Origin of the sequence: Streptomyces sp. NPDC006687, assembly GCF_040636215.1 — a bacterium.
GTDB lineage: Bacteria > Actinomycetota > Actinomycetes > Streptomycetales > Streptomycetaceae > Streptomyces.
The window spans coordinates 1-21,238 of sequence record NZ_JBEYJJ010000024.1 but is presented as its reverse complement, the minus strand read 5'-3'; the positions used below and the strand labels follow the sequence as shown (position 1 = coordinate 21,238).

Below are 21,238 nucleotides of genomic sequence, written 5' to 3'. Positions count from 1 at the left end.
CCTTCAGGCGGGCGGCGCGGGCGGCGGGACCCCGTCCGCGCGGAACGCGCGCAGCCGCCGGTACGCCTCCAGCCCGTCCGGCACCCACGCCCACTCCCCGCCGGCCACCCGCCGCTCCAGCTCCCGCGGCTCCAGCCAGGTGTGCCAGTCCACCTCCGACTCCTGCGGAGCCACCGGCAGCGTGCACCGCACCTCGTACACGGAGGACCACCAGGACCCGCCCGGGCCCTCGTAGAGGAACTTGAACAGCGGCGCCGGCTGCTCCAGCCCGCTCACCCCGAGCTCCTCCTCCGCCTCCCGCAGCGCGGCCCGCGGGTACTCCTCCCCGGCGCCCAGCACCCCGCCCACGAACATGTCGTAACGCGCGGGGAACACCAGCTTCGACGCGGTCCGGCGGTGCACGAAGATCCGCCCGAGCCCATCGGTGACCTGCACGAACACACACCGGTGGAGCAGGCCCCGGGCATAGACCTCGCCCCTGGGGGCCTGCCCGGTGACCCGGTCCTCGCGGTCCACCACGTCCAGTACTTCGTCTGCGGCACTCACCCGTCCATCCAACCACCGCTGTTGACGGGTTACCGCTCCGTAGCAAAGGATCTGCCCCACCACCGACCGGAGGACGGGCAGACGCATGAGCTACGACGCTGACGTGATCGTGATCGGAGCGGGCCTCGCGGGCCTCGTGGCCACCGCCGAGCTCGTCGACGCCGGGCGGAAGGTGATCCTCCTCGACCAGGAGCCCGAGCAGTCGATCGGCGGACAGGCCCACTGGTCCTTCGGCGGGCTGTTCTTCGTGGACTCGCCCGAACAGCGCCGGATGCGGATCAGGGACAGCCGCGCCCTCGCCCTGCAGGACTGGCTGGGAACCGCCGGCTTCGACCGCGAGGAGGACGCCTGGCCGCGCCGCTGGGCCGAGGCGTACGTGGACTTCGCGGCGGGGGAGAAGCGGCCCTGGCTGCACGCCCAGGGGGTGCGGTTCTTCCCCGTCGTCGGCTGGGCCGAACGCGGCGGCTACGACGCCAACGGGCACGGCAACTCCGTCCCCCGCTTCCACATCACCTGGGGCACCGGCCCCGGCCTGGTGGAGCCCTTCGAGCGGCGGGTCCGCGCCGGGGTGGCCCGGGGCCTGGTCAGCCTGCGCTTCCGCCACCGGGTCACCGGCCTCGCCTCGACCGCCGGCGCCGTGGACACCGTCACCGGGGAGGTCCTGGCGCCCTCCGACGCCGTACGGGGCACCGCCAGCGGCCGCGAGAGCACCGGCGCCTTCACCCTGCGGGCCCAGGCGGTGATCGTCACCAGCGGAGGCATCGGCGGCAACCACGACCTGGTCCGCGCCCAGTGGCCGGCCCGCCTCGGCACCCCGCCCGCGCGGCTGCTGTCCGGAGTCCCGGCGCACGTGGACGGGCTCATGCTCGGGATCGCGGAGAAGGCCGGGGCCAGCCACATCAACAAGGACCGGATGTGGCACTACACCGAGGGCATCGAGAACTGGGACCCGATCTGGGCCCGCCACGGCATCCGGATCCTGCCCGGGCCGTCCTCCCTGTGGCTGGACGCCACCGGCCGGCGGCTGCCCGTACCGCTCTTCCCCGGCTTCGACACGCTCGGCACCCTCGACCACATCATGCGCACCGGCCACGACCACACCTGGTTCGTGCTCAACCAGCGCATCATCGGCAAGGAGTTCGGCCTCTCCGGCTCGGAGCAGAACCCCGACCTGACCGGCAGGTCGGTCCGCGAGGTGCTGGTCCGCGCCAGACAGGCCGTTCCGGGCCCGGTCAAGGCGTTCATGGACCGCGGAGCGGACTTCGTCGTCGGGCGCGACCTGTCGGCGATGGTGCGACGGATGAACGAGATCACCGGACAGGACCTGCTGGACGAGGCCACGGTCCGGCGGGAGATCACCGCCCGGGACCGGGAGATCGCCAACCCGTTCACCAAGGACCTCCAGGTGACGGCGATCCACGGGGCCCGCAAGTACCTCGGCGACCGGCTGATCCGCACCGCCGCCCCGCACCGGATCCTCGACCCCGGGGCGGGGCCGCTGATCGCGGTCCGGCTCTCGATCCTGACGCGCAAGTCCCTCGGCGGCCTGGAGACCGACCTGTCCTCCCGCGTCCTGACCCCCTCGGGCGAGCCCCTGCCCGGCGTGTACGCGGCCGGGGAGGCGGCCGGCTTCGGCGGCGGCGGCGTCCACGGCTACCGCGCCCTGGAGGGCACCTTCCTGGGCGGCTGCCTCTTCTCCGGCCGGGCCGCGGGCCGCGCGGCGGCCGCAGCGGTGTCCTAGACCCCGGCGGCGCCCCGCTCCCGGAAAAGCCAGGGCCGCCCGGCCAAAATCCCCGCCCCGCCCGGTCCCCGGCGCCCCTTCCCCCGGGAGACGCACCGGACCACCCGGGGACCCGCCTCCCGGCGCCGATGTGCGGTCCCCGCCGACCCGGCCGCCGCTTGCGCCCCAACTTGCCCGGTTCGCTCACCAGTTGAATCCGGCCACCCGGCCATCCGGACCTTGACTCGGAGCTGTACCTACCGGTTTGCTGTGAGTGATCATCCGACCTGACCACCGGTGTGATCGAGCCGCGCCCCGTCCGCCGCGCGCACCGCCGTACCCGCATGCCCGTACCCGTACGCCCGCACGTCGTCCACCCGCGCCCGCGCTCTGGAGGGAACCCGCGGATGTCCCCGCCGCCGCCCCTCGGTCGCACCCGCAAGCGGGACGCCCAGCTCTTCGACCCGGCCCTCTGCGACGCCGAACTCGTCTCCGTCCGAGCCCAGTTCACCCAGGGCCGCTGGGCCCGCGCGCGCAGCCTCCTGGTGGCCACCGGCGACGACTGGGACCGCCGCGGCCACCGCGTCACCGTCCTCGCCGAGACCCCGTCCGCCACCGCCTGGGCCCGCGAATGGCTCCTCGCCGAACCCGACAGCGCCGACGCCGCCACCCTCCTCGCCTGTGCCTCCGTCCACGCCGCCCTGCGCGGCAAGGGCTCCGTCCAGGCCGCCGACGAGGCGTGCCGCCGCGCCGCCGCCCTGCTCCCGGCCGACCCCACCCCCTGGCTCGGCCTGCTCATGCTCTCCCGCGCCTTCGGCCCCGACGAGGAGTTCAGCCGCACCTTCGACCAGGTCAGGGCCCGCCACCGCGAGCACCACCACGCCCATCACCTGATGGTGGCCCGGCTCGCCGAACGCGACCCCGGCGCGGGCCGCGACCCGCTCCACGAGGTGTACGACTTCGCCGCCTGGGCCGCCGAGGAGTCCCCGGCCGACTCCCCGCTCGCCGTGCTCCCCGTCATCGCCCACGCCGAGCGCTTCCGCGTCCTCGCCGCCGCCCAGGGCCGCACCGCCCCCGGGGCCGCCGCCGAGCACTGGACCGGCCGCCGCGCCCGCCAGGTGCTGCGCTCCGCCTTCGACTGGTGGCTGGAATGGGAGCGCGAGGACCACCCCCGCAACCGGGTCGACCTCAACTTCCTCGCCCACGCCAAGCTGTGCGAGGGCCGCCCCGCCGAAGCGGCCGCCCTCTTCCACCGCATCGGCGCCCACGCCACCCGCGCCCCCTGGTCCTACCCGGACCGCGACCCCACCAAGGCATTCCTCGCCGCGCGCAGCGCCGCGCTCGGCACCGCCTGACCCCGTCCCCCGACCGACCGCGACCCGACCAGTCGCCCCCGAAAGGACCCTGCCATGCCGACGGGCAGATCCACCGTGCCGGCCCCCGCCACCCAGGCCGAGATCCGCACCTACAAGGGCCAGGACCGCGCCCTGCGCGCCGGCCGCCTCGGCACCGCCGGGCTGCTGCTCTCCGTCCTCGCCGCCAGCGCACCGCTGATGGTCGTCGCCGGTGTCATGCCCACGATCTTCGGGGTCATGGGCATCGTCGGCCAGCCGCTGCTGTTCGTGATCCTCGGCGTCGTCCTGGCCCTCTTCGGCATCGGCTACGCCGAGATGAGCCGCCACGTCCACAACGCCGGCGCCTTCTACGCCTACATAGCCCGCGGCCTGGGGCCCACCGCCGGAGCCTCCGCCTCCCTCGTCGCCCTCGTCGCCTACAGCGCGATGCAGGTCGGCGTGTACGGCATCCTCGGCTTCGAGGTCTCCGGGCTCTTCGCCACCTACCTGCACACCGAGATCGCCTGGTGGATCCCCGCCCTGCTCGGGGTCGCCGCCACCGGCGCCCTCGGCTGGCTGAAGATCGACCTTAACGCCAAGGTCCTCGGCGTGCTGCTGCTCATCGAGTGCGCCCTCGTCGTCGTCTTCGACCTCGCCGCCCTGGGCAAGCCCGGGCCCGAGGGCCTCTCCCTGGCCGCCTTCGACCCCGCCACCCTCGGCGGAGCGGGCCTCGGCACCGCCCTGTGCTTCTGCATCGCCGCCTTCGTCGGCTTCGAGCAGTCCCCGGTCTACGCCGAGGAGACCAGCAAGCCGCACATCGTCGTCTCCCGGGTGATGTTCCTCGCCGTCGGCTTCGTCGCCCTCTTCTTCGCCTTCAGCGCCTGGGCCCTCAGCGTGGCCGCCGGCCCGGCCGGCATCGCCAAGGCGTCCGCCGAGGCCGGCCCCGCCCTGCTCTTCGACCTCACGCAGAGCCGCCTGGGCGCGGGCTTCACCGACGTCCTGCACGTGCTCTTCGTGACCGGCATGTTCGCGGCCATGCTCAGCTTCCACAACGTGGTCGCCCGCTACGCCTTCGCCATGGGCCGCGAGGGCCTGCTCCCCGCCCGCTTCGGCCGCACCAACCCCGGCACCGGCGCCCCCGCCACCGGCTCCCTGCTCCAGACCGTCGTCGCCGCCCTGGTCGTCCTCGCCTTCGCGCTGACCGACAGCGCCCCGGCCGGCGACCCCACCGCCCCCGTCCTGCACCTGTTCACCTGGATGGGCAGCGTCGGGGCTCTCGGCGTGACCGTCCTGATGGCGGCCTCCTCCTTCGCCGTCATCGCCTTCTTCGTCCGCCGGGGCGCCGCGGGCGCCCAGGTCTGGCGGCTCGTCGCGGCGGGCCTCGCCGGGCTGGCCCTGATCGGCATCGCCGTCTACACCGTCAAGGACTTCGGCGTCCTGGTCGCCGCCGAGGAGGGCTCCGCGCTCAGCTGGGTGCTGCCCGCGATCATCGGCGTGGCCGCCCTCGGCGGACTGGTCCACGGGCTGGTGCTCAAGGCCCGCCGCCCCGAGGCGCACGCCCGCATCGGCCTGGGGAACGAGGCGTTCCGCCTCGACCAGGCCGCCGAGGCCGCCCCGGGCGCCTGAGCGGCCCCCGAGGCGCCGTACGCCCGACCTGACGCCCGACAGGCGCCCCAGACCCGTTTACGCAGCCTCCCGACGCCCCCAGGGACCGTTTCCATGGTCACCGGGGGCTTCGGCGTCCGGTGGCCGATTTTTGCGGGTTGCCGGGCCTCGTGGTCTCCTATGGCGACAAAATCACCGCAACCGCGATACGGGGGATACCACCCAGCTCCCCCGCACGCGGCTTTCGGACCTGCCTGTCCCACCCACGAAGGCGAAGCCGTATATGAGTGATCGCACCTTGACCGAGGCCACCGCCGAGGCGCCCTCCCGCCATGTCGACGCGGGGGACGAGGGGTACAGCAAGGACCTCAAGTCCCGCCACATCAACATGATCGCCATCGGCGGGGCGATAGGCACCGGCCTGTTCCTCGGCGCCGGCGGCCGCCTCGCCGGCGCCGGGCCGTCCCTCGCCATCGCCTACGCGGTGTGCGGCGTCTTCGCCTTCTTCGTCGTCCGGGCGCTCGGCGAGCTCGTCCTCTACCGCCCGTCCTCCGGCGCCTTCGTCAGCTACGCGCGCGAGTTCATGGGGGAGAAGGGCGCCTACACGGCCGGCTGGCTCTACTTCCTCAACTGGTCCACCACGACCGTGGCCGACATCACGGCCGCCGCGACCTACGCGCACTTCTGGGCCATGTTCACCGACATCCCCCAGTGGGTGCTCGCCTTCGTCGCCCTGGCCGTGGTCCTCACCGCGAACCTGATCTCGGTGAAGTACTTCGGCGAGATGGAGTTCTGGTTCTCCCTGGTCAAGGTCGCCGCCCTGGCGGTCTTCCTGCTCGTGGGCATCTACCTCGTCGTCACCAGCCACGACATCGGCGGCAGCACCCCGGGCCTGTCCAACATCAGCGACCACGGCGGCCTCTTCCCGTCCGGCGTGCTCCCGATGCTCCTGGTCATCCAGGGCGTGGTCTTCGCGTACGCCTCCGTCGAGCTCTGCGGCGTCGCCGCCGGCGAGACCGAGAACCCCGAGAAGATCATGCCGAAGGCCATCAACTCGATCATGTGGCGCGTGGGCCTGTTCTACGTCGGCTCCGTGGTCCTGCTCGCGCTGCTGCTCCCGTACACGGAGTACTCCGCCGACCAGAGCCCCTTCGTCACGGTCTTCGACAAGCTGGGCGTGCCCGGCGCCGCCGGCATCATGAACCTGGTCGTCCTCACGGCCGCCCTGTCCAGCCTGAACTCCGGCCTCTACTCCACCGGCCGGATCCTGCGCTCGATGGCCCTGGCCGGCTCCGCCCCGAAGTTCACCGGCGTCATGAACAAGGGCAAGGTCCCCTACGGCGGCGTCCTCTTCACCGCCGGCTTCGGCGTCGCGGGCGTCGGCCTGAACTACTGGATGCCCGGCGAGGCGTTCGAGATCGTCCTCAACCTGGCCTCCATCGGCATCCTCGGCACCTGGGCCATGGTCATGATCTGCTCGCTGTTCTTCTGGCGCCGCGCGCGGAGCGGCCAGGTCGAGCGCCCCGCGTACAAGCTGCCCTGGGCGCCGTACACGCAGATCGTCACCCTGGTCTTCCTGGTGACCGTCCTGGTCCTGATGTGGTGCGACGGCGGCGTCGGCCGCACCACGGTGATGATCCTCCCGGGCATCGCCGCGGCCCTGGTCGGCGGCTGGTTCCTGGTCCGCCGCCGGGTGGCCGCGATCGCCGCCTCGCGCGACTGACGACCCCCACGGGCCCCAGGGGCCTCCGGGACGGGCACGGGCCCGTTCCGGGGGCCCTTCGCCGTTCCCCGGGGAAACGAAGAAGGACCCCGCCGGAGCGGGGTCCTTCTCTTCGTGTGTCCGAGGGGGGACTTGAACCCCCACGCCCGATAAAGGGCACTAGCACCTCAAGCTAGCGCGTCTGCCATTCCGCCACCCGGACGGGGTGTGTGTCGTCCCGGCCTCACCGGCCGTGGCGACAGGTGAAACATTACCAAACATTCCGGCGCGGCCCGTCCCACCCCCGACCAGCGGCTTCCGGCCACCGGGAACCGCCGGGGAAACGAGGAAGGACCCCGCCGGAGCGGGGTCCTTCTCTTCGTGTGTCCGAGGGGGGACTTGAACCCCCACGCCCGATAAAGGGCACTAGCACCTCAAGCTAGCGCGTCTGCCATTCCGCCACCCGGACCGGGTGTGTGCCGTCCGGCCTCGCGGCCGTTCCGACGTGGAAAACATTACCAAACAGTCCGGGGTCCTCGGTCCCGCCCCCCGCGGCCGGCGGAACGCCCTTGGGGAGAGCGGCCCCGGGCGGGAGGATGGGGGGACAGCCGTACATGATCAGCATGATCAGTGGGAGGAAGCAGCGTGAGCGCATCGGGCGTGGGCCAGACCGTCTCGGGCCAGGACGAGGTCGTCGATCTCTGCCGGGACCTCATCCGGATCGACACCAGCAACTACGGGGACCACTCGGGCCCCGGCGAGCGGAAGGCGGCCGAGTGGGTCGCGGAGAAGCTCGCCGAGGTCGGGCTGGAACCGCAGATCTTCGAATCGCACAAGGGCCGGGCCTCGACCGTGGCCCGGATCGAGGGCGAGGACCCCTCGCGCCCCGCCCTGCTGATCCACGGGCACACCGACGTGGTCCCGGCCAACGCCGCCGACTGGACCTACGACCCCTTCTCGGGCGAGATCGCCGACGGCTGCGTGTGGGGCCGCGGCGCCGTCGACATGAAGGACATGGACGCGATGACGCTGGCCGTCGTGCGCGACCGTATGCGCAGCGGGCGCAAGCCCCCGCGCGACATCGTGCTCGCCTTCCTCGCGGACGAGGAGGCGGGCGGCACGTACGGCGCCCGGCACCTCGTGGACAAGCACCCCGGGCTCTTCGAAGGGGTCACGGAGGCGATCGGCGAGGTGGGCGGCTTCTCCTTCACCGTGAACGAGAACCTCCGCCTCTACCTGGTGGAGACCGCCCAGAAGGGCATGCACTGGATGCGGCTCACGGTCGACGGCACCGCCGGCCACGGCTCCATGACCAACAACGACAACGCGATCACGGAACTGTGCGAGGCCGTCGGACGCCTGGGCCGCCACCAGTGGCCGGTCAGGGTGACCAAGACCGTCCGGCACTTCCTGGACGAGCTCTCGGACGCGCTCGGAACCCCGCTCGACCCGGACGACATGGACGCCACGCTCGCCAAGCTCGGCGGCATCGCCAAGATGGTCGGCGCGACGCTGCGCAACTCGGCCGCCCCGACCATGCTCGGCGCCGGCTACAAGGTCAACGTCATCCCCGGCCAGGCCACCGCGCACGTGGACGGCCGCTTCCTGCCCGGCTACGAGGACGAGTTCTTCGCGGACCTCGACCGGATCCTCGGCCCGCGGGTGAAGCGGGAGGACGTGCACGCCGACAAGGCCCTGGAGACCGACTTCGACGGCAGGCTCGTGGACGCCATGCAGGGCGCCCTGCGCGCCGAGGACCCGATCGCGCGCGCCGTGCCGTACATGCTCTCCGGCGGTACGGACGCCAAGTCCTTCGACGACCTCGGCATCCGCTGCTTCGGCTTCGCCCCGCTCCAGCTGCCCCCGGAGCTGGACTTCGCGGGCATGTTCCACGGAGTCGACGAGCGGGTGCCGGTCGAGGGCCTGAAGTTCGGCGTACGGGTGCTCGACCGTTTCATCGACCACTCCTAACGCCCGGGATTCGCGAAGGTGTGCGGATTCCACTGGGAAGAGTGAATGCGCTCATACGCTCGTAGCCCCGGTGATCCCTCCTCGTTACAGGTGGTGCGGTCCGCGGCTGGGACCGCACTTGCCTACTAGGAGGAACAATGCTCAAGAAGGTTGTCGCCGCTGCGGCTGCCACCGGTGGTCTGGTTCTCGCGGGCGCCGGTCTCGCCGTCGCCGACGCGGGCGCCCAGGGTGCGGCCATCGGCTCCCCCGGTGTCGCGTCCGGCAACGTCGTCCAGGTTCCGATCCACATCCCGGTCAACGTCTGCGGCAACACCGTGAACGTCATCGCGCTGCTGAACCCGGCCTTCGGCAACACCTGCGTCAACGCCTGACGCTGCTGAAAGTTCTGGCCCCGGAGCGCAATCCAGCGCTCCGGGGCCGCCGGGCATTTCGGCCCGGAACCACTCATGCAGGCGTGCGGGCGGGGGTGCCCGAAACAGCCCGTGCGCCGCGCGAACGCACTCACCAGGGGACGAGTACAGATGCGACGACCTGTTCAGGTCACGAGGAAGACGCTGATCACGATGGCGGCGGCAGGGGGTGTCCTCGCACTCGGCGGCGGCTACGCCCACGCGGACTCCACAGCCGCCGGGCATGCCGTGGGCTCTCCGGGACTGCTGTCCGGGAACAACGTGCAGGCGCCGGTGGACGTTCCGGTGAACGCCTGTGGCAACACCGTGAACGTGATCGCGCTGCTGAACCCGGCGTTCGGCAACCGGTGCGCCAACGCGCCGGACGGGCCGCAGCAGCCCAGTCACCCGGGCAACCCCGGCACTCCGGGACACCCCGGTAACCCGGGCACTCCGGGCCACCCGGGCAACCCCGGCACCCCGGGACACCCGGGCAACCCGGGTCACCCCGGTAACCCGGGTCACCCGGGCAACCCCGGCACCCCGGGTCACCCCGGCAACCCCGGTACCCCGGGCGACGACGACTGCGACGAGGACCACCCGGGCCACCCCGGTCACCCCGGGAACCCGGGCCACCCCGGCGGCAACCCCGGCACCCCGGGCAGCCACACGCCGGGCAACCCCGGCACCGGCACCGGTGCGTCGGGCACCTCCACCGGATCCGGTACGGGCGCCGCGATCACCCCGGCGGCCCACGCCGGCGCGGGGCTCGCCGCTACGGGCGCCGGTGACGCCATGACGGCCGGCCTTCCCCTCGCGGGCGGGCTGCTGCTGGCCGGGACCGTCCTCTACCGGCGCGCCCGCAACGCCGCCTGACGGACGACACCCACGACGCGGGCCCCGGCCACCGGGGCCCGCGTCGCCGTGTCCGCGCTCACTTCACCAGGTGGCTCTGACCTGGCGGATGATCCGGCGGCGCAGCCGCGCCCGGCGGCTGCCGTCCCGGTACAGGGTCAGGCGGTCGAGCTCCCAATGCCCGTACTCGGCATGGTCGGTCAGCAGGCGGGTCGCCTCCTTGCGGGGCGTCCCGCGAGGCACGTACACGTCGACGAATTCGTATTCCGGCATCGAATCTATTGTGCGGGCACCGGCCCCCTACGGATAGCGTCTGCACTATGTCTGATGCCGCTCTGCCCACTGTTGCCGAGGTACGCGCCGCCGCCGAGGCGGTCAAGGCCGCTCTCGACCGTCACCTCGCCGCGGTCGAGAGCAGGGTCGGGGACGAGGACCCGGCCGTCTACGCCGCCTTCAACGAACTCGCCGCCGCTGCCGAGGAGTACGACGAACTCCTCTACGACCGCTACGACGAGGTCACCCCGTTCGAGATCCCCAACCCCGAGAGCGGGTCCCCGTACACCGGCCCCGCCGAGCCCGCCGCCTTCAGCGTGCTCATCCGCCGCGACTACGCCGTCGTCGAACCGGCCCGGCTGATCGCCCAGGCCGAGCGGGTCGCCGCCCACGACCGCGACGCCGAACTCATCGACGACGGCGGGACCGGAGGAGCGCTGGGGGTCCTCTTCGGGGAGTACGAACCCGACGAGATCGCCTCGCGCTCCAAGGAGTTCGGCCTGGAGGAGGGCGACTCCACCCTCTGGATCGCGGCGCTGGAGGAGGTCGCGGAACCGGGGGACTGGCTGGGATCGCCCTTCGGGCACACCGACCAGCAGGACGTCCTGCACCGGTTCGACGTGAGTTCCGTCTTCGACGAGGAGGACGCGGAGTTCTTCGAGGACGACGAGGACGACGGCACCGACGACAGCCCCGCCGCCCCGTCCCGGCCGACCCCGGCCTGAGGACGCGCCACGCCGCCCCCGCCCCGCCCGGGCGGAGGCGGCGTGCGGGCCCCCTAGGGCTGCTCGTGCTGGGCGGCCGCCAGGGCCCTCAGAAGGGCGGTGAGACGGGTCGTACGGGGCTTCGGCGGCACCTGCGCCACCGCGTGCGCCAGAGCCTGTTCGACCCCGTGCACCACCGACAGGTGACGCTCGGCCCGCCCGAACGCCGTGTACACCCAGTCCCGGGACAGGGCCTGCGCCGCGTCCCCCGGCAGTACGACGACCACCGCCGGCCAGCGCGAGCCGACGGCCTGGTGCGCCGTCACCGCCCAGCCGTGCCGCACCTGCGCCTCCACCCGGTCCTGGGGTACGACGATCCGCGCGCCGGCCGCGTCCAGGTGCAGCCCCTCCGCGTCGGCCGACACCACCCGGGCCGGCCGCGCCCGGCCGGGCGCCGGTACGTGGACCACCCGGTCGCCGGGGTCGAAGCCGCCGAACCGGCCGGGGCCGGGGTTCAGGCGCTCCTTGAGGGCCGCGTTGAGCGCCCGGGTCCCCGCGGGGCCGCCGTGGCCCGGGGTGATGACCTGGACGGCCTCCGCCGGAATGCCGAAGGCCCGCGGCACGGAGTCGGCCACCAGCTGCACGGTGCGGTGCACGGCCTCGCCGGGATCGCGCACCGGGACGATGACGACCTCCTTGCCGGGGGCGTCGACCTGGTTCAGCTCCCCGATGCCGATCCCCGAGACCAGCTCGCCGAGCGGGCCCGCGTCCGGGGTGCGGGAGACCACGTGCGGGAAGGCGCGGGCCGCCAGCACATCGGCGAACACCCGGCCCGGTCCCGCCGAGCCCAGCACCCCGGGGTCCCCGGACAGCACCAGCCGGGCCCCGTCGGGTACCGACTCCACCAGGGCCGCCGCCGTCTCCACGTCCAGCTGCGGTGCGTCCAGGACGATCAGCAGGTCCACCGCGAAGCGGCCGTCGGCGTCCCGGCCGGGCCCCGCCGCGCCCGCGAGGAGGTCCGCGACGGTGACGGCGCCGGGCGCCGGGGCGTGCGTCGCCAGGGCGGTGCGCAGGCCGAGCCCCTGGGCGGCGCGCAGCAGGGCCAGCGGTTCGGCGCGGGCCGCCTCGCCGCCGCTGTGGGTGACCAGGCCCGCGCCGGCCACGGCCCGGACCAGCTCGGCGCCGGGGCCGACGGCCACCGCGGACCAGTCGGCCGGGGCGGTGAAGGTGGCCGCCAGCCGGGCCAGGCCGTCGGCGAGGCTCTCCTCGGCCAGGGCGTGCTCCTCCAGGCCCACCAGGACGCGTACGGGCTGCTCCTCGTCCTCCGCGACGGGCTCGCCGAGCGGCTCGTGGAACACCAGCACCGTGCCGTCGCCGATCGCCGCCTCCAGGGTCTCGGCGGGGGCCGGCACGCCGTACTGCGCGAGGGCCTTCTCCAGTACGGGGGCCTCCAGGGCGGTGTGCCCGCGCTCGGCGGCGCGGTCCAGCAGCCAGCCCAGCAGGGCGGCGCCCCGGCGCTCGTCGGCGGGGCCGGCGGCCGGGCCCAGCAGGGCCTGCGCGAAGCCGTCCGCCTGCGTCGGGCGGACCCCGGGGACGGCCAGCAGCCGCCAGGGGTCCTCGGTCAGCTGCTCGGCCGCGCCCTCCCCGAGGGCCTCGGCGGCCGGGCCGGCCAGGGCCTCCGGGGCGCCGCCGCGTGCCAGGACGGCCCGTACCGCCGCCACGTCCCCGACCGTCCTGGCCGGGGCCTGCGGGCGGGGCGCCGGGGGAGCGGGGGCCGCGCGGCGGGGTGCGGGTGCCTGTGCCTCGTCGAACGTCAGCGCCGGCGGCTTGGCGCCGCTCTCCACGGCCCGTACGGCGGCCAGCAGGTCGGCGGCCCGGCCGCTGAGCTTGCCGCCGGCCTCGACGGGCTCGGCCCGCTCGGCCTTCCGCCGCGCGATCCGCTCCCGCTCCACCCGCTGCGCCGCCAACTCGGCCTGAGCCTCACTGACCCCGCCGGCCCCTTCAACCGCGGGCTCCGCCCCGCCCCCGACCTCGGACTCGGCCCCAGCGGCCTCCGGCCCGGCCCCGGCTTCGCCGGGCTGGCCCTGCGGCCCGGCCTGGGCTTCGGCCGGCTCCGCCGTCGGCTCCCCACCGGTCTCCGGCCCGGCCTCGGCACCGTCGGGCTGGTCCTGGGGCGCGGTCCCGGGTTCGTCGTGGCCCGGAGTCTGAGCCGGGGGCTCGGGGGCCGGGCCCTGGGGGGTGGGCTCCGGGGTGGGGGCGGGGGCCGTGCTCACAGGGTGCTCCAGTCCTGGTCGGGGTAGCGGTGCACGGGGGCGGACACGTCGTCCAGCGCCCGGCGGATCTCCTCCGGAAGACTAAGGGCCTCCACCGACAGCGCCGCCGCGAGCTGCGCCCCCGTGCGGGCCCCGACGATGGGCGCGGCGACCCCGGGCCGGTCGCGGACCCACGCCAGGGCCACCTGGAGCGGGGTGACCGCCAGGCCCTGCGCCGCCGTGGCGACGGCGTCCACGATCCGGCCCGCCGCCTCGTCCAGGTACGGCTCCACGAAGGCCGCCAGGGAGGCCGACGCGCCCCGGGAGTCCGCCGGGGTGCCCTCGCGGTACTTGCCGGTGAGGACCCCCCGGCCCAGCGGTGAGGAGGGGAGCAGGCCGACGCCCAGGTCCAGGGCGGCCGGGAGCACCTCCCGCTCGACGCCCCGCTGGAGGAGGGAGTACTCCATCTGGGTCGACGCCAGCCGGGTCCGTACCCCCGGCGCGGCCAGCTGCCAGGTGGCGGCCTTCGCCAGCTGCCAGCCGCTGAAGTTCGACACCCCCGCGTACCGGGCGCGCCCGCTGGAGACGGCCAGGTCCAGCGCCTGGAGGGTCTCGTCGAGCGGCGTCCGGGGGTCGAAGGCGTGGACCTGCCACAGGTCCACGTGGTCGGTGCCCAGCCGCTCCAGGGAGTCGTCCAGCGCCGACAGCAGGTGCCCGCGCGAGCCGTCGAAGCGGCGGTCCGGGTCGGGGACGCTGCCCGCCTTGGTCGCGATGACCAGCTCCCGGCGCGGCACGAGCGAGCCCACCAGCCGCCCCAGGAGGTACTCCGACTCCCCGCCGCCGTACACGTCCGCCGTGTCGACGAGCGTGCCGCCCGCCTCCCAGAACGCCTTCAACTGCTCGGCGGCGGCTTCCTCGCCGGTGTCGCGGCCCCAGGTGAGGGTGCCGAGGCCGATCCGGGAGACGCGCAGTCCGGTGCGGCCGAGATGCCTCTGCTCCATGAGCGCTGAGACTACTGGGGCACTGCCGCGCGGCCGCCGGGCGCGCTAGAGTCCCTGCCCAGACCCACGTTACTGAGCAGTAAACCGGCACATCGTTAGGGGACGACACATGCGGCTCGGCATCAATCTCGGCTACTGGGGTGCGGGCATGGACGCCGACAACCTGGCCGTCGCCCAGGAGGCCGACCGCCTCGGCTACGACGTCTGCTGGGCGGCGGAGGCGTACGGCTCCGACGCGGCCACCGTACTGGCCTGGGTGGCCGCCCAGACCGAGCGGATCGACGTCGGCTCGGCCATCTTCCAGATCCCGGCCCGCCAGCCCGCGATGACGGCCATGACCGCCGCCACCCTGGACTCCCTCACCAAGGGCCGCTTCCGCCTGGGCCTCGGCGTCTCCGGCCCCCAGGTCTCCGAGGGCTGGTACGGGGTGAAGTTCGACAAGCCGCTCGCCCGCACCCGCGAGTACGTGGAGATCGTCCGCAAGGCCATGAGCCGTGAGCGCCTCTCCTACGAAGGGCAGCACTGGACCCTTCCGCTGCCCGGCGGACCCGGCAAGCCGATCAAGCTGACCGTCCACCCCGAGCGCGAGCACATCCCGCTCTACATCGCTGCCATCGGGCCGAAGAACCTGGAGCAGACCGGCGAGATCGCCGACGGCGCCCTGCTGATCTTCCCGGCCGCCGAGCAGCTGGAGGAGACGGCCCTGCGCCACCTGCGCGAGGGCCGCGCGAAGGCCGGACTGACCATGGACGGCTTCGACGTCTGCCCGACCGTGCCGCTGGCCGTCGGCGAGGACGTCGGCGCCCTCGCCGACATGTTCCGCCCCTACACCGCCCTGTACGTCGGCGGCATGGGCAGCCCGAAGCAGAACTTCTACAACCAGCTCGCCCAGCGCATGGGTTACGAGAAGGAAGCCGCCGAGATCCAGGCCAAGTACCTGGGCGGCGACAAGGAGGGCGCGGCGGCCGCCGTCCCGCACTCGCTGATCGACTCCACCACCCTGCTCGGCTCCGTGGAGCGCATCGCGGACGGGATGCGGGCCTACGCCGAGGCCGGCGTCACCACCCTCACGCTCGCCCCGGCCGGATTCACCCTGGACGAGCGGCTCACGGCCCTGCGGGCCGGCGTGGAGGCGCTGGAGCGGGCCGGGCTGGCCTAGGCGGCGCTCCGGCTGGAGGGGTTCAGCGGCCGTGGTGGGGGCTCGGGGGTCTTCCCCGCCACGGCCGACACAGCGAACAACGCGCCGCCCGTCCCCGGGGTTACGCCCCGCGGCCCGGGCGGCGTTTTCGTTCATTCGGGCGAGTCCCGCCGCCCCTCGGTTGCCCGCCCGCTCCCTCCCCGTTTGACTCGTTCCATGCTCTCCGCACGCAGCCTGTTCCAGGAGATCGTCGACGACGACGCGTCCTTCCAGCTGTTCTGCTCCATCGCCGCCAGCGGGGAGTCCCAGGGCGGCTGGGAGAACGCCCGGATCGCCGCCCTCGTTCCCGATGCCCTGCGCGGCCTCGCCCCCAAGATCGCCCGGCACGGCACCGACGAGGACAAGCACGGCCGGATCTTCCGCGCCCTGCTGCGCAACCGCGGCCTGCCTGTCGTGCCCGTCCCGCCCGAGACCGACTACACGATGCTCCTCGAACGCCGCGGGATCGGCCTCGCCCACGACAAGCTGCGCCGCGAGGAGCCGCTGAGCGAGGAGGACGTCGTCGTCTACCTCGCCCACAGCCGGGTCACCGAACAACGGGCCGCCGACCAGATGGACATGCTGCTGCGGCACTTCGGCGACCACCCCGAGGTCGGCAAGGCCATCCGGGTGATCAGCCACGACGAGGACAACCACCTCGCCTACTGCCACGAGGAACTGCTGCGCCTGGCCCGCGCGGGACACGGCCGCACCATCCACCGGCTCCTGCGCTCCAGCGCCCTCGCCGAGATCGCCGTCTACCGGGACGTCAGCCTCGCCGTCATGGACCACATGGGACGCCTGCTGCGCTGGCCCGCCCCCAAGGCGGCCGCGCTCGCCGCCGGCATCCGCGCGGTGTACGTCTACGAGCGCTTCAGCGGCTGGCACCGCATGATCGGGCTGCACCAGCCCGAGCGCACCGATCCCCTGGGAGGCCGGCCGGCCCCCGCACCCGGCTTCGCCTGAGCCCGGACCTCACAGCCAGCCGCGCCGCTTGAACATCCGGTGCAGCCCGAAGCACACGGCCGCCATCAGCAGCAGCACCGCCGGATAGCCCCACCCCTGCCTCAGCTCCGGCATGTGGTCGAAGTTCATCCCGTAGATCCCCGCGACCATGGTCGGCACGGCCGCCATGGCCGCCCAGGCGGAGATCTTGCGCATGTCGTCGTTCTGCCGGACCCCCATCTGCGCCAGGTGCGCGGACAGCGCGTCCGACAGCAGCCGGTCCAGGCCCTCGATGTACTCGTTCGCCTTGGTCAGGTGGTCGGCCACGTCCCGGAAGAACGGCCTGGCGTGCTCGTGCACGAAGGGCACCTCACCGAAGGCGAGCCGGTCCATCGGCTGGAGCAGCGGGCTCGTCGCCCGGCGGAACTCCAGCACCTGCCGCTTGAACCCGTAGATCCGCGCCGCGGTGTTCTTGGTGCCCGCGGTCTGCGGGGCGAACACCTCCGCCTCCAGTTCCTCCAGGTCCGCCTGGAGCTCGGCCGCCACCTCGATGTAGTGGTCCACCACCGCGTCGGACACCGCGTACAGCACCGCCGTCGGCCCGTGCCGCAGCACCTCCGGATCGTGCTCCAGCCGACGGCGTACGGCGGCCAGCGCGGCGCCCTCGCCGTGCCGGACGGTCACCACGAACGAGTCGCCGATGAACAGCATCAGCTCGCCCGTGGTCACCTTGTCCGCGTCGTCGTCGTACATCACCGGCTTGAGGACCACGAAGAGGGAGTCGTCGTACACCTCCAGCTTCGGCCGCTGGTGCGCGGTCAGCGCGTCCTCCACGGCCAGCGAGTGCAGCCCGAACTCGTGGCTGACGTGCGCGAACTCCTCCTCCGTCGGCTCGTGCATGCCGATCCACAGGAAGGCGTCGCCGACCGCGCGCGCCTGCGCCAGGGCGTCCGACAGGTCCCCGGGGGCCTCGGAGCGCCGCCCGTCCCGGTACATGGCGCAGTCCACGATCATGCCGGGCATTCTCCTCTCTCCGCCCCCCGCCCGCACGCCAGGGGCAACGCTTAGGCTGCTCCCATGGCCACGCTGATCCTCGTACGACACGGGCGGTCCACCGCCAACACCGCCGGGCTGCTCGCCGGCTGGACCCCCGGGGTCGCCCTCGACGAGCGGGGGGCCGCGCAGGCCGCCGCGCTGCCGGGGCGGCTCGACGGGGTGCCGCTCGCGGCCGCCGTGTGCAGCCCGCTCCAGCGCTGCCAGGAGACCCTGGCCCCGCTGCTCGCCGCCCGGCCCGGGCTGCCCCTGCACACCGACGAACGCGTCGGCGAATGCCACTACGGCGACTGGTCGGGCCGCAAGCTCTCCGAACTCGCCGACGAACCCCTCATGAAGATCGTCCAGCAGCACCCCTCGGCCGCCGCCTTCCCCGGCGGCGAGTCCCTGCGCGCCATGCAGCACCGCGCCGTGGAGGCCGTCCGCGAATGGAACGCGCGGATCGAGGAGGAGCACGGATCCGACGCCGTCTTCCTCGTCTGCTCCCACGGCGACATCATCAAGTCCCTCGTCGCCGACGCCCTCGGTATGCACCTCGACCTCTTCCAGCGGATCCACGTGGACCCCTGCTCGGTCACCGCCGTCCGCTACACCCCCAGCAGGCCCTTCCTGCTGCGCCTCGGCGACACCGGCGACCTCGCCCCCCTCATCCCGGCCGCGGCGCCTCCCGCGGAGAACGCGGCCGAGGGCGGCGGGGAGGCCGTCGTGGGGGGCGGCGCGGGCGCGGCCTGATCGGACGGCGCAGTAGGGTGGCAGGGCCAGCACAACAGCCCAGCCCCGCCCCCGCCCCAGACTTGGAGACCGGTCGTGCCCCGTCAGGTGTTCCTCTACGACCCGCCGGACCGCTTCGTGGCGGGCACCGTCGGTCTGCCTGGACGTCGCACCTTCTTCCTCCAGGCATCCCAGGGCCCCCGCATCACCAGCGTCTCCCTGGAGAAGACGCAGGTCGCCGCGCTCGCCGAGCGGATGGACGAACTGCTGGACGAGGTGGTCCGGCGGACCGGCGGCAACGCTCCCGTCCCGGCCGTCGCCACCACGGAGGCCGCCGACACCGCCCCCCTCGACGTGCCCGTCGAGGAGGAGTTCCGCGTCGGCACCATGGCCCTCGCCTGGGACGGCGAACACCAGCGGATGATCGTCGAGGCGCAGGCGCTCGTCGAACTCGACGCCGACTCCGAGGAAGACCTCGCCGAGGCCGAGGAGCGGCTCCTCCAGGACGAGGAGAACGGCCCGCCCATGCTGCGCGTACGGCTCTCCGGCGCGCAGGCCCGCGCCTTCGCCAAGCGCGCCCTGGACGTGGTCAACGCCGGCCGCCCGCCCTGCCCGCTGTGCAGCCTGCCCCTGGACCCCGAGGGGCACGTGTGCCCCCGCCAGAACGGGTACCGGCGCCAGGTGTGAGCGCCGTGACCCCGATGGAGGAGCTGCTCACCCGCGGCGAGCTGACCGTCCGCGGCCGGATAGCCGAGGCGTCCAACGCCGTCCTGCTGTGCACCGCCGCCTACGAGGGCCGCACCGCGGAGTGTGTCTACAAGCCCGTCAAGGGCGAGCGGCCGCTGTGGGACTTCCCCGACGGCAACCTCGCCCGCCGCGAGCGCGCCGCCTACCTCGTCTCCGAGGCCACCGGCTGGGGGCTCGTGCCCACCACCGTGCTGCGCGACGGCCCGTACGGAGAAGGCATGGTGCAGCACTGGATCGACGCCGGAGAACCGCCGGAGCCCGGGCTGCTCGCGCTGGTGGAGGGCGAGGAGGCCGGGGAGGGCTGGAAACCCGTCGCCCTCGCCGAGGTGGGGGAGGGCCGCACCGCCCTGCTCGTCCACGCCGACGACCCCCGGCTGCGCCGGCTCGCCGTCCTCGACGCCGTCATCAACAACGGCGACCGCAAGGGCGGCCACCTGCTCCCCGCGCCCGACGGCCGCCTCTACGGGATCGACCACGGTGTGAGCTTCCACTCCGAGGACAAGCTCCGCACCCTGCTCTGGGGCTGGGCGGGGGAGCCGCTGACCGGCGAAGCACGCTCGGTGCTGGCCTCCCTGGAGGCCCAGCTGGCCGAGGGCGCCCCGCTCGCCACCCGGCTGGCGGAACTGATCACCCCGGCCGAGCTGGCCGCCGTACGGGCCCGCGTGGCGCTGCTGCTGAGCAACGGCACCCACCCCAAGCCCTCGGGACAGTGGCCCGCGATCCCCTGGCCGCCCGTCTGAGCAGGGCCTCCGCACGGAAGCGGCGAACGCACAGTTCCAGCCGGAACGCAAGGGTGTGGATCAAGCCAACAGTGCTGCTCGCATTCGTTTCCGGAACAGTCGTCCGGTTAGTCTCAAGGCATGCATGCCTGGCCCGCTTCTGAGGTCCCCGCCCTGCCCGGCAAGGGCCGCGACCTCCAGATCCACGACACCGCGACCCAGGGGACGATCACCCTCGACCCCGGTCCCGTCGCCCGCCTCTACGTCTGCGGCATCACGCCGTACGACGCGACCCACATCGGTCACGCGGCGACCTACAACGCGTTCGACCTCGTGCAGCGCGTGTGGCTCGACAACAAGCGCCAGGTCCACTACGTCCAGAACGTCACGGACGTGGACGATCCGCTCCTGGAGCGGGCGCTGCGCGACGGGCACGACTGGACCGAGCTCGCCGAACGCGAGACGGCCCTCTTCCGTGAGGACATGACCGCCCTGCGGATGCTGCCCCCGCAGCACTACATCGGAGCCGTCGAGGCCATACCCGGCATCGTGCCGCTGGTCGAGCGGCTGCGCGACGCCGGCGCGGCGTACGAGCTCGACGGGGACATCTACTTCTCGGTGGAGTCCGACCCGCACTTCGGCGGAGTCTCGAACCTCGACGCCCAGGCGATGCGGCTGCTGTCCGCGGAGCGCGGCGGCGACCCGGACCGCCCGGGGAAGAAGAACCCCCTGGACCCGATGCTGTGGATGGCCGCCCGTCCGGGCGAACCGAGCTGGGACGGCGCCTCGCTGGGGCCCGGCCGGCCGGGCTGGCACATCGAGTGCGTGGCCATCGCCCTGGACCACCTGGGCATGGGCTTCGACATCCAGGGCGGCGGCTCCGACCTCGCCTTCCCGCACCACGAGATGGGCGCCTCGCACGCGCACGCGCTGACGGGCGAGTTCCCGATGGCCAAGGCGTACGTCCACGCGGGCATGGTCGCCCTGAACGGCGAGAAGATGTCGAAGTCCAAGGGCAACCTGGTCTTCGTCTCGGCCCTGCGGCGCGCCGGGGTGGACCCGGCCGCCATCCGCCTGGCGCTGCTGTCCCACCACTACCGGGCGGACTGGGAGTGGACGGACGCCGTCCTCGCGGAGGCGGAGGCCCGCCTGGCGCGCTGGCGCGCGGCCGTGTCCCGTCCGGACGGGGTTCCGGCGGACGCGGTGGTGGAGGAGGTCCGCGAGGCCCTTTCCCGTGACCTGGACGCCCCTGCCGCGCTCGCGGCCGTTGACCGCTGGGTCGAGCGGCAGCTCGCCTCCGACGAAACGGACGAGACGGCCCCCGGCCTGGTCTCCCGCACGGTGGACGCCCTCCTGGGCGTAGCCCTGTAGTTCCGGCGGCGGGGGTGCGGTGCCGCTGCGCGGTGCTGCTCCCCTACCCGCCCTTCCTCCGTTCCCGCCTCAGTCGCCGGCGCGGCTCAAGACACGGCGCTACCGCGCCCGCGCCTCAATCGCCGGCGAGGCTGATCTCAGCCTCGCCGGCGATTGAGGCGCG

The 21,238-nt window shown here is 73.6% G+C and carries 19 protein-coding genes and 2 tRNA genes; 14 read left to right on the top strand and 7 right to left on the bottom strand.

Translation table 11 applies throughout. From position 1 onward, the window contains the following. Positions 1–3: 3 nt before the first annotated feature. Positions 4–546, bottom strand: a complete 543-nt coding sequence (locus tag ABZ716_RS23285; RefSeq protein ID WP_358813725.1) for an NUDIX domain-containing protein — start codon at positions 544–546, stop codon at positions 4–6. Between the two features lie 85 nt (positions 547–631). Between ABZ716_RS23285 and ABZ716_RS23280 the strand changes: the two genes are divergently transcribed. From ABZ716_RS23280 to ABZ716_RS23265, 4 genes are all read left to right on the top strand, one after another. Beyond that, positions 632–2,287, top strand: a complete 1,656-nt coding sequence (locus ABZ716_RS23280; protein ID WP_358813726.1) for an FAD-binding dehydrogenase — start codon at positions 632–634, stop codon at positions 2,285–2,287. Between the two features lie 386 nt (positions 2,288–2,673). Next, positions 2,674–3,621: a hypothetical protein gene (locus ABZ716_RS23275; protein WP_358961397.1), complete on the top strand. Its 948-nt coding sequence runs from the start codon at positions 2,674–2,676 to the stop codon at positions 3,619–3,621. A gap of 54 nt (positions 3,622–3,675) precedes the next feature. Then, entirely contained in the window at positions 3,676–5,226 is a 1,551-nt protein-coding gene (locus ABZ716_RS23270) for an APC family permease (RefSeq protein ID WP_358961394.1), read from the top strand. A 262-nt stretch (positions 5,227–5,488) separates the two neighbouring features. Then, on the top strand, positions 5,489–6,928 hold the full coding sequence (locus ABZ716_RS23265; RefSeq protein WP_358813729.1) for an amino acid permease: 1,440 nt from the start codon (positions 5,489–5,491) through the stop codon (positions 6,926–6,928). A 117-nt stretch (positions 6,929–7,045) separates the two neighbouring features. Here ABZ716_RS23265 and ABZ716_RS23260 read toward each other — a convergent pair. Together ABZ716_RS23260 and ABZ716_RS23255 are read right to left on the bottom strand one after the other, a co-directional pair. Then, positions 7,046–7,130 (bottom strand) — tRNA-Leu (locus ABZ716_RS23260). A gap of 161 nt (positions 7,131–7,291) precedes the next feature. Next, positions 7,292–7,376: transfer RNA gene (locus tag ABZ716_RS23255), tRNA-Leu, on the bottom strand. Between the two features lie 161 nt (positions 7,377–7,537). Between ABZ716_RS23255 and ABZ716_RS23250 the strand changes: the two genes are divergently transcribed. The 3 genes from ABZ716_RS23250 (at position 7,538) to ABZ716_RS23240 (ending at position 10,143) form a co-directional block, all read left to right on the top strand. After that, entirely contained in the window at positions 7,538–8,878 is a 1,341-nt protein-coding gene (locus ABZ716_RS23250; protein WP_358813730.1) for a M20/M25/M40 family metallo-hydrolase, read from the top strand. 137 nt (positions 8,879–9,015) lie between these two features. After that, entirely contained in the window at positions 9,016–9,249 is a 234-nt protein-coding gene (locus ABZ716_RS23245) for a chaplin (protein WP_351892296.1), read from the top strand. Positions 9,250–9,399: 150 nt separating this feature from the next. Further along, complete coding sequence (locus tag ABZ716_RS23240; protein ID WP_358961392.1) at positions 9,400–10,143, top strand: chaplin family protein; 744 nt, start codon at positions 9,400–9,402, stop codon at positions 10,141–10,143. A 63-nt stretch (positions 10,144–10,206) separates the two neighbouring features. Here ABZ716_RS23240 and ABZ716_RS23235 read toward each other — a convergent pair whose 3' ends face one another. Further along, positions 10,207–10,395: a DUF5703 family protein gene (locus ABZ716_RS23235; protein ID WP_045950166.1), complete on the bottom strand. Its 189-nt coding sequence runs from the start codon at positions 10,393–10,395 to the stop codon at positions 10,207–10,209. Between the two features lie 47 nt (positions 10,396–10,442). On the opposite strand from ABZ716_RS23235, the gene ABZ716_RS23230 reads away from it, so the two are divergent. Beyond that, complete coding sequence (locus ABZ716_RS23230; RefSeq protein ID WP_358961390.1) at positions 10,443–11,120, top strand: hypothetical protein; 678 nt, start codon at positions 10,443–10,445, stop codon at positions 11,118–11,120. 53 nt (positions 11,121–11,173) lie between these two features. Here the strand turns inward: ABZ716_RS23230 and ABZ716_RS23225 are convergent, their stop codons facing one another. Then, entirely contained in the window at positions 11,174–13,372 is a 2,199-nt protein-coding gene (locus ABZ716_RS23225; RefSeq protein WP_358961387.1) for an ATP-binding domain-containing protein, read from the bottom strand. Next, entirely contained in the window at positions 13,369–14,352 is a 984-nt protein-coding gene (locus ABZ716_RS23220; protein WP_358961384.1) for an aldo/keto reductase, read from the bottom strand. Before ABZ716_RS23220 ends, ABZ716_RS23225 begins: the two co-directional genes overlap by 4 nt. A 109-nt stretch (positions 14,353–14,461) precedes the next feature. Between ABZ716_RS23220 and ABZ716_RS23215 the strand changes: the two genes are divergently transcribed. Together ABZ716_RS23215 and ABZ716_RS23210 are read left to right on the top strand one after the other, a co-directional pair. After that, positions 14,462–15,511: an LLM class F420-dependent oxidoreductase gene (locus tag ABZ716_RS23215; protein ID WP_358961381.1), complete on the top strand. Its 1,050-nt coding sequence runs from the start codon at positions 14,462–14,464 to the stop codon at positions 15,509–15,511. Positions 15,512–15,706: 195 nt separating this feature from the next. After that, positions 15,707–16,495: a ferritin-like domain-containing protein gene (locus ABZ716_RS23210; protein ID WP_358961378.1), complete on the top strand. Its 789-nt coding sequence runs from the start codon at positions 15,707–15,709 to the stop codon at positions 16,493–16,495. Positions 16,496–16,504: 9 nt separating this feature from the next. Here the strand turns inward: ABZ716_RS23210 and corA are convergent, their stop codons facing one another. Continuing rightward, on the bottom strand, positions 16,505–17,497 hold the full coding sequence (gene corA / locus ABZ716_RS23205; protein WP_358961376.1) for a magnesium/cobalt transporter CorA: 993 nt from the start codon (positions 17,495–17,497) through the stop codon (positions 16,505–16,507). 54 nt (positions 17,498–17,551) lie between these two features. Between corA and ABZ716_RS23200 the strand changes: the two genes are divergently transcribed. The 4 genes from ABZ716_RS23200 to mshC all read left to right on the top strand — a co-directional run bounded on the left by ABZ716_RS23200 (position 17,552) and on the right by mshC (position 21,075). Further along, positions 17,552–18,259 carry a histidine phosphatase family protein gene (locus ABZ716_RS23200; RefSeq protein WP_358813737.1) on the top strand — a complete coding sequence of 236 codons (708 nt, stop codon included), beginning with the start codon at positions 17,552–17,554 and terminating at the stop codon, positions 18,257–18,259. A 75-nt stretch (positions 18,260–18,334) separates the two neighbouring features. Continuing rightward, positions 18,335–18,925 (top strand): DUF3090 domain-containing protein, encoded by a 591-nt coding sequence (locus tag ABZ716_RS23195; protein WP_351892274.1) that lies wholly within the window; start codon positions 18,335–18,337, stop codon positions 18,923–18,925. Between the two features lie 14 nt (positions 18,926–18,939). Continuing rightward, positions 18,940–19,725, top strand: a complete 786-nt coding sequence (locus ABZ716_RS23190) for an SCO1664 family protein (protein ID WP_358813747.1) — start codon at positions 18,940–18,942, stop codon at positions 19,723–19,725. Between the two features lie 120 nt (positions 19,726–19,845). Continuing rightward, complete coding sequence (gene mshC / locus ABZ716_RS23185) at positions 19,846–21,075, top strand: cysteine--1-D-myo-inosityl 2-amino-2-deoxy-alpha-D-glucopyranoside ligase (protein WP_351892273.1); 1,230 nt, start codon at positions 19,846–19,848, stop codon at positions 21,073–21,075. The last annotated feature ends 163 nt before the right edge of the window (positions 21,076–21,238 follow it).

Excerpts from the sequence above, each read along its gene's own strand:
- ABZ716_RS23280 (WP_358813726.1), top strand. The coding sequence starts at position 632 with ATGAGCTACGACGCTGACGTGATCGTGATCGGAGCGGGCCTCGCGGGC.
- corA (WP_358961376.1), bottom strand. The coding sequence starts at position 17,497 with ATGCCCGGCATGATCGTGGACTGCGCCATGTACCGGGACGGGCGGCGC.
- ABZ716_RS23245 (WP_351892296.1), top strand. The coding sequence starts at position 9,016 with ATGCTCAAGAAGGTTGTCGCCGCTGCGGCTGCCACCGGTGGTCTGGTT.
- ABZ716_RS23275 (WP_358961397.1), top strand. The coding sequence starts at position 2,674 with ATGTCCCCGCCGCCGCCCCTCGGTCGCACCCGCAAGCGGGACGCCCAG.
- ABZ716_RS23235 (WP_045950166.1), bottom strand. The coding sequence starts at position 10,395 with ATGCCGGAATACGAATTCGTCGACGTGTACGTGCCTCGCGGGACGCCC.
- ABZ716_RS23265 (WP_358813729.1), top strand. The coding sequence starts at position 5,489 with ATGAGTGATCGCACCTTGACCGAGGCCACCGCCGAGGCGCCCTCCCGC.
- ABZ716_RS23240 (WP_358961392.1), top strand. The coding sequence starts at position 9,400 with ATGCGACGACCTGTTCAGGTCACGAGGAAGACGCTGATCACGATGGCG.
- ABZ716_RS23230 (WP_358961390.1), top strand. The coding sequence starts at position 10,443 with ATGTCTGATGCCGCTCTGCCCACTGTTGCCGAGGTACGCGCCGCCGCC.
- mshC (WP_351892273.1), top strand. The coding sequence starts at position 19,846 with ATGCATGCCTGGCCCGCTTCTGAGGTCCCCGCCCTGCCCGGCAAGGGC.
- ABZ716_RS23215 (WP_358961381.1), top strand. The coding sequence starts at position 14,462 with ATGCGGCTCGGCATCAATCTCGGCTACTGGGGTGCGGGCATGGACGCC.
- ABZ716_RS23270 (WP_358961394.1), top strand. The coding sequence starts at position 3,676 with ATGCCGACGGGCAGATCCACCGTGCCGGCCCCCGCCACCCAGGCCGAG.
- ABZ716_RS23200 (WP_358813737.1), top strand. The coding sequence starts at position 17,552 with ATGGCCACGCTGATCCTCGTACGACACGGGCGGTCCACCGCCAACACC.
- ABZ716_RS23210 (WP_358961378.1), top strand. The coding sequence starts at position 15,707 with ATGCTCTCCGCACGCAGCCTGTTCCAGGAGATCGTCGACGACGACGCG.
- ABZ716_RS23190 (WP_358813747.1), top strand. The coding sequence starts at position 18,940 with ATGGAGGAGCTGCTCACCCGCGGCGAGCTGACCGTCCGCGGCCGGATA.
- ABZ716_RS23220 (WP_358961384.1), bottom strand. The coding sequence starts at position 14,352 with ATGGAGCAGAGGCATCTCGGCCGCACCGGACTGCGCGTCTCCCGGATC.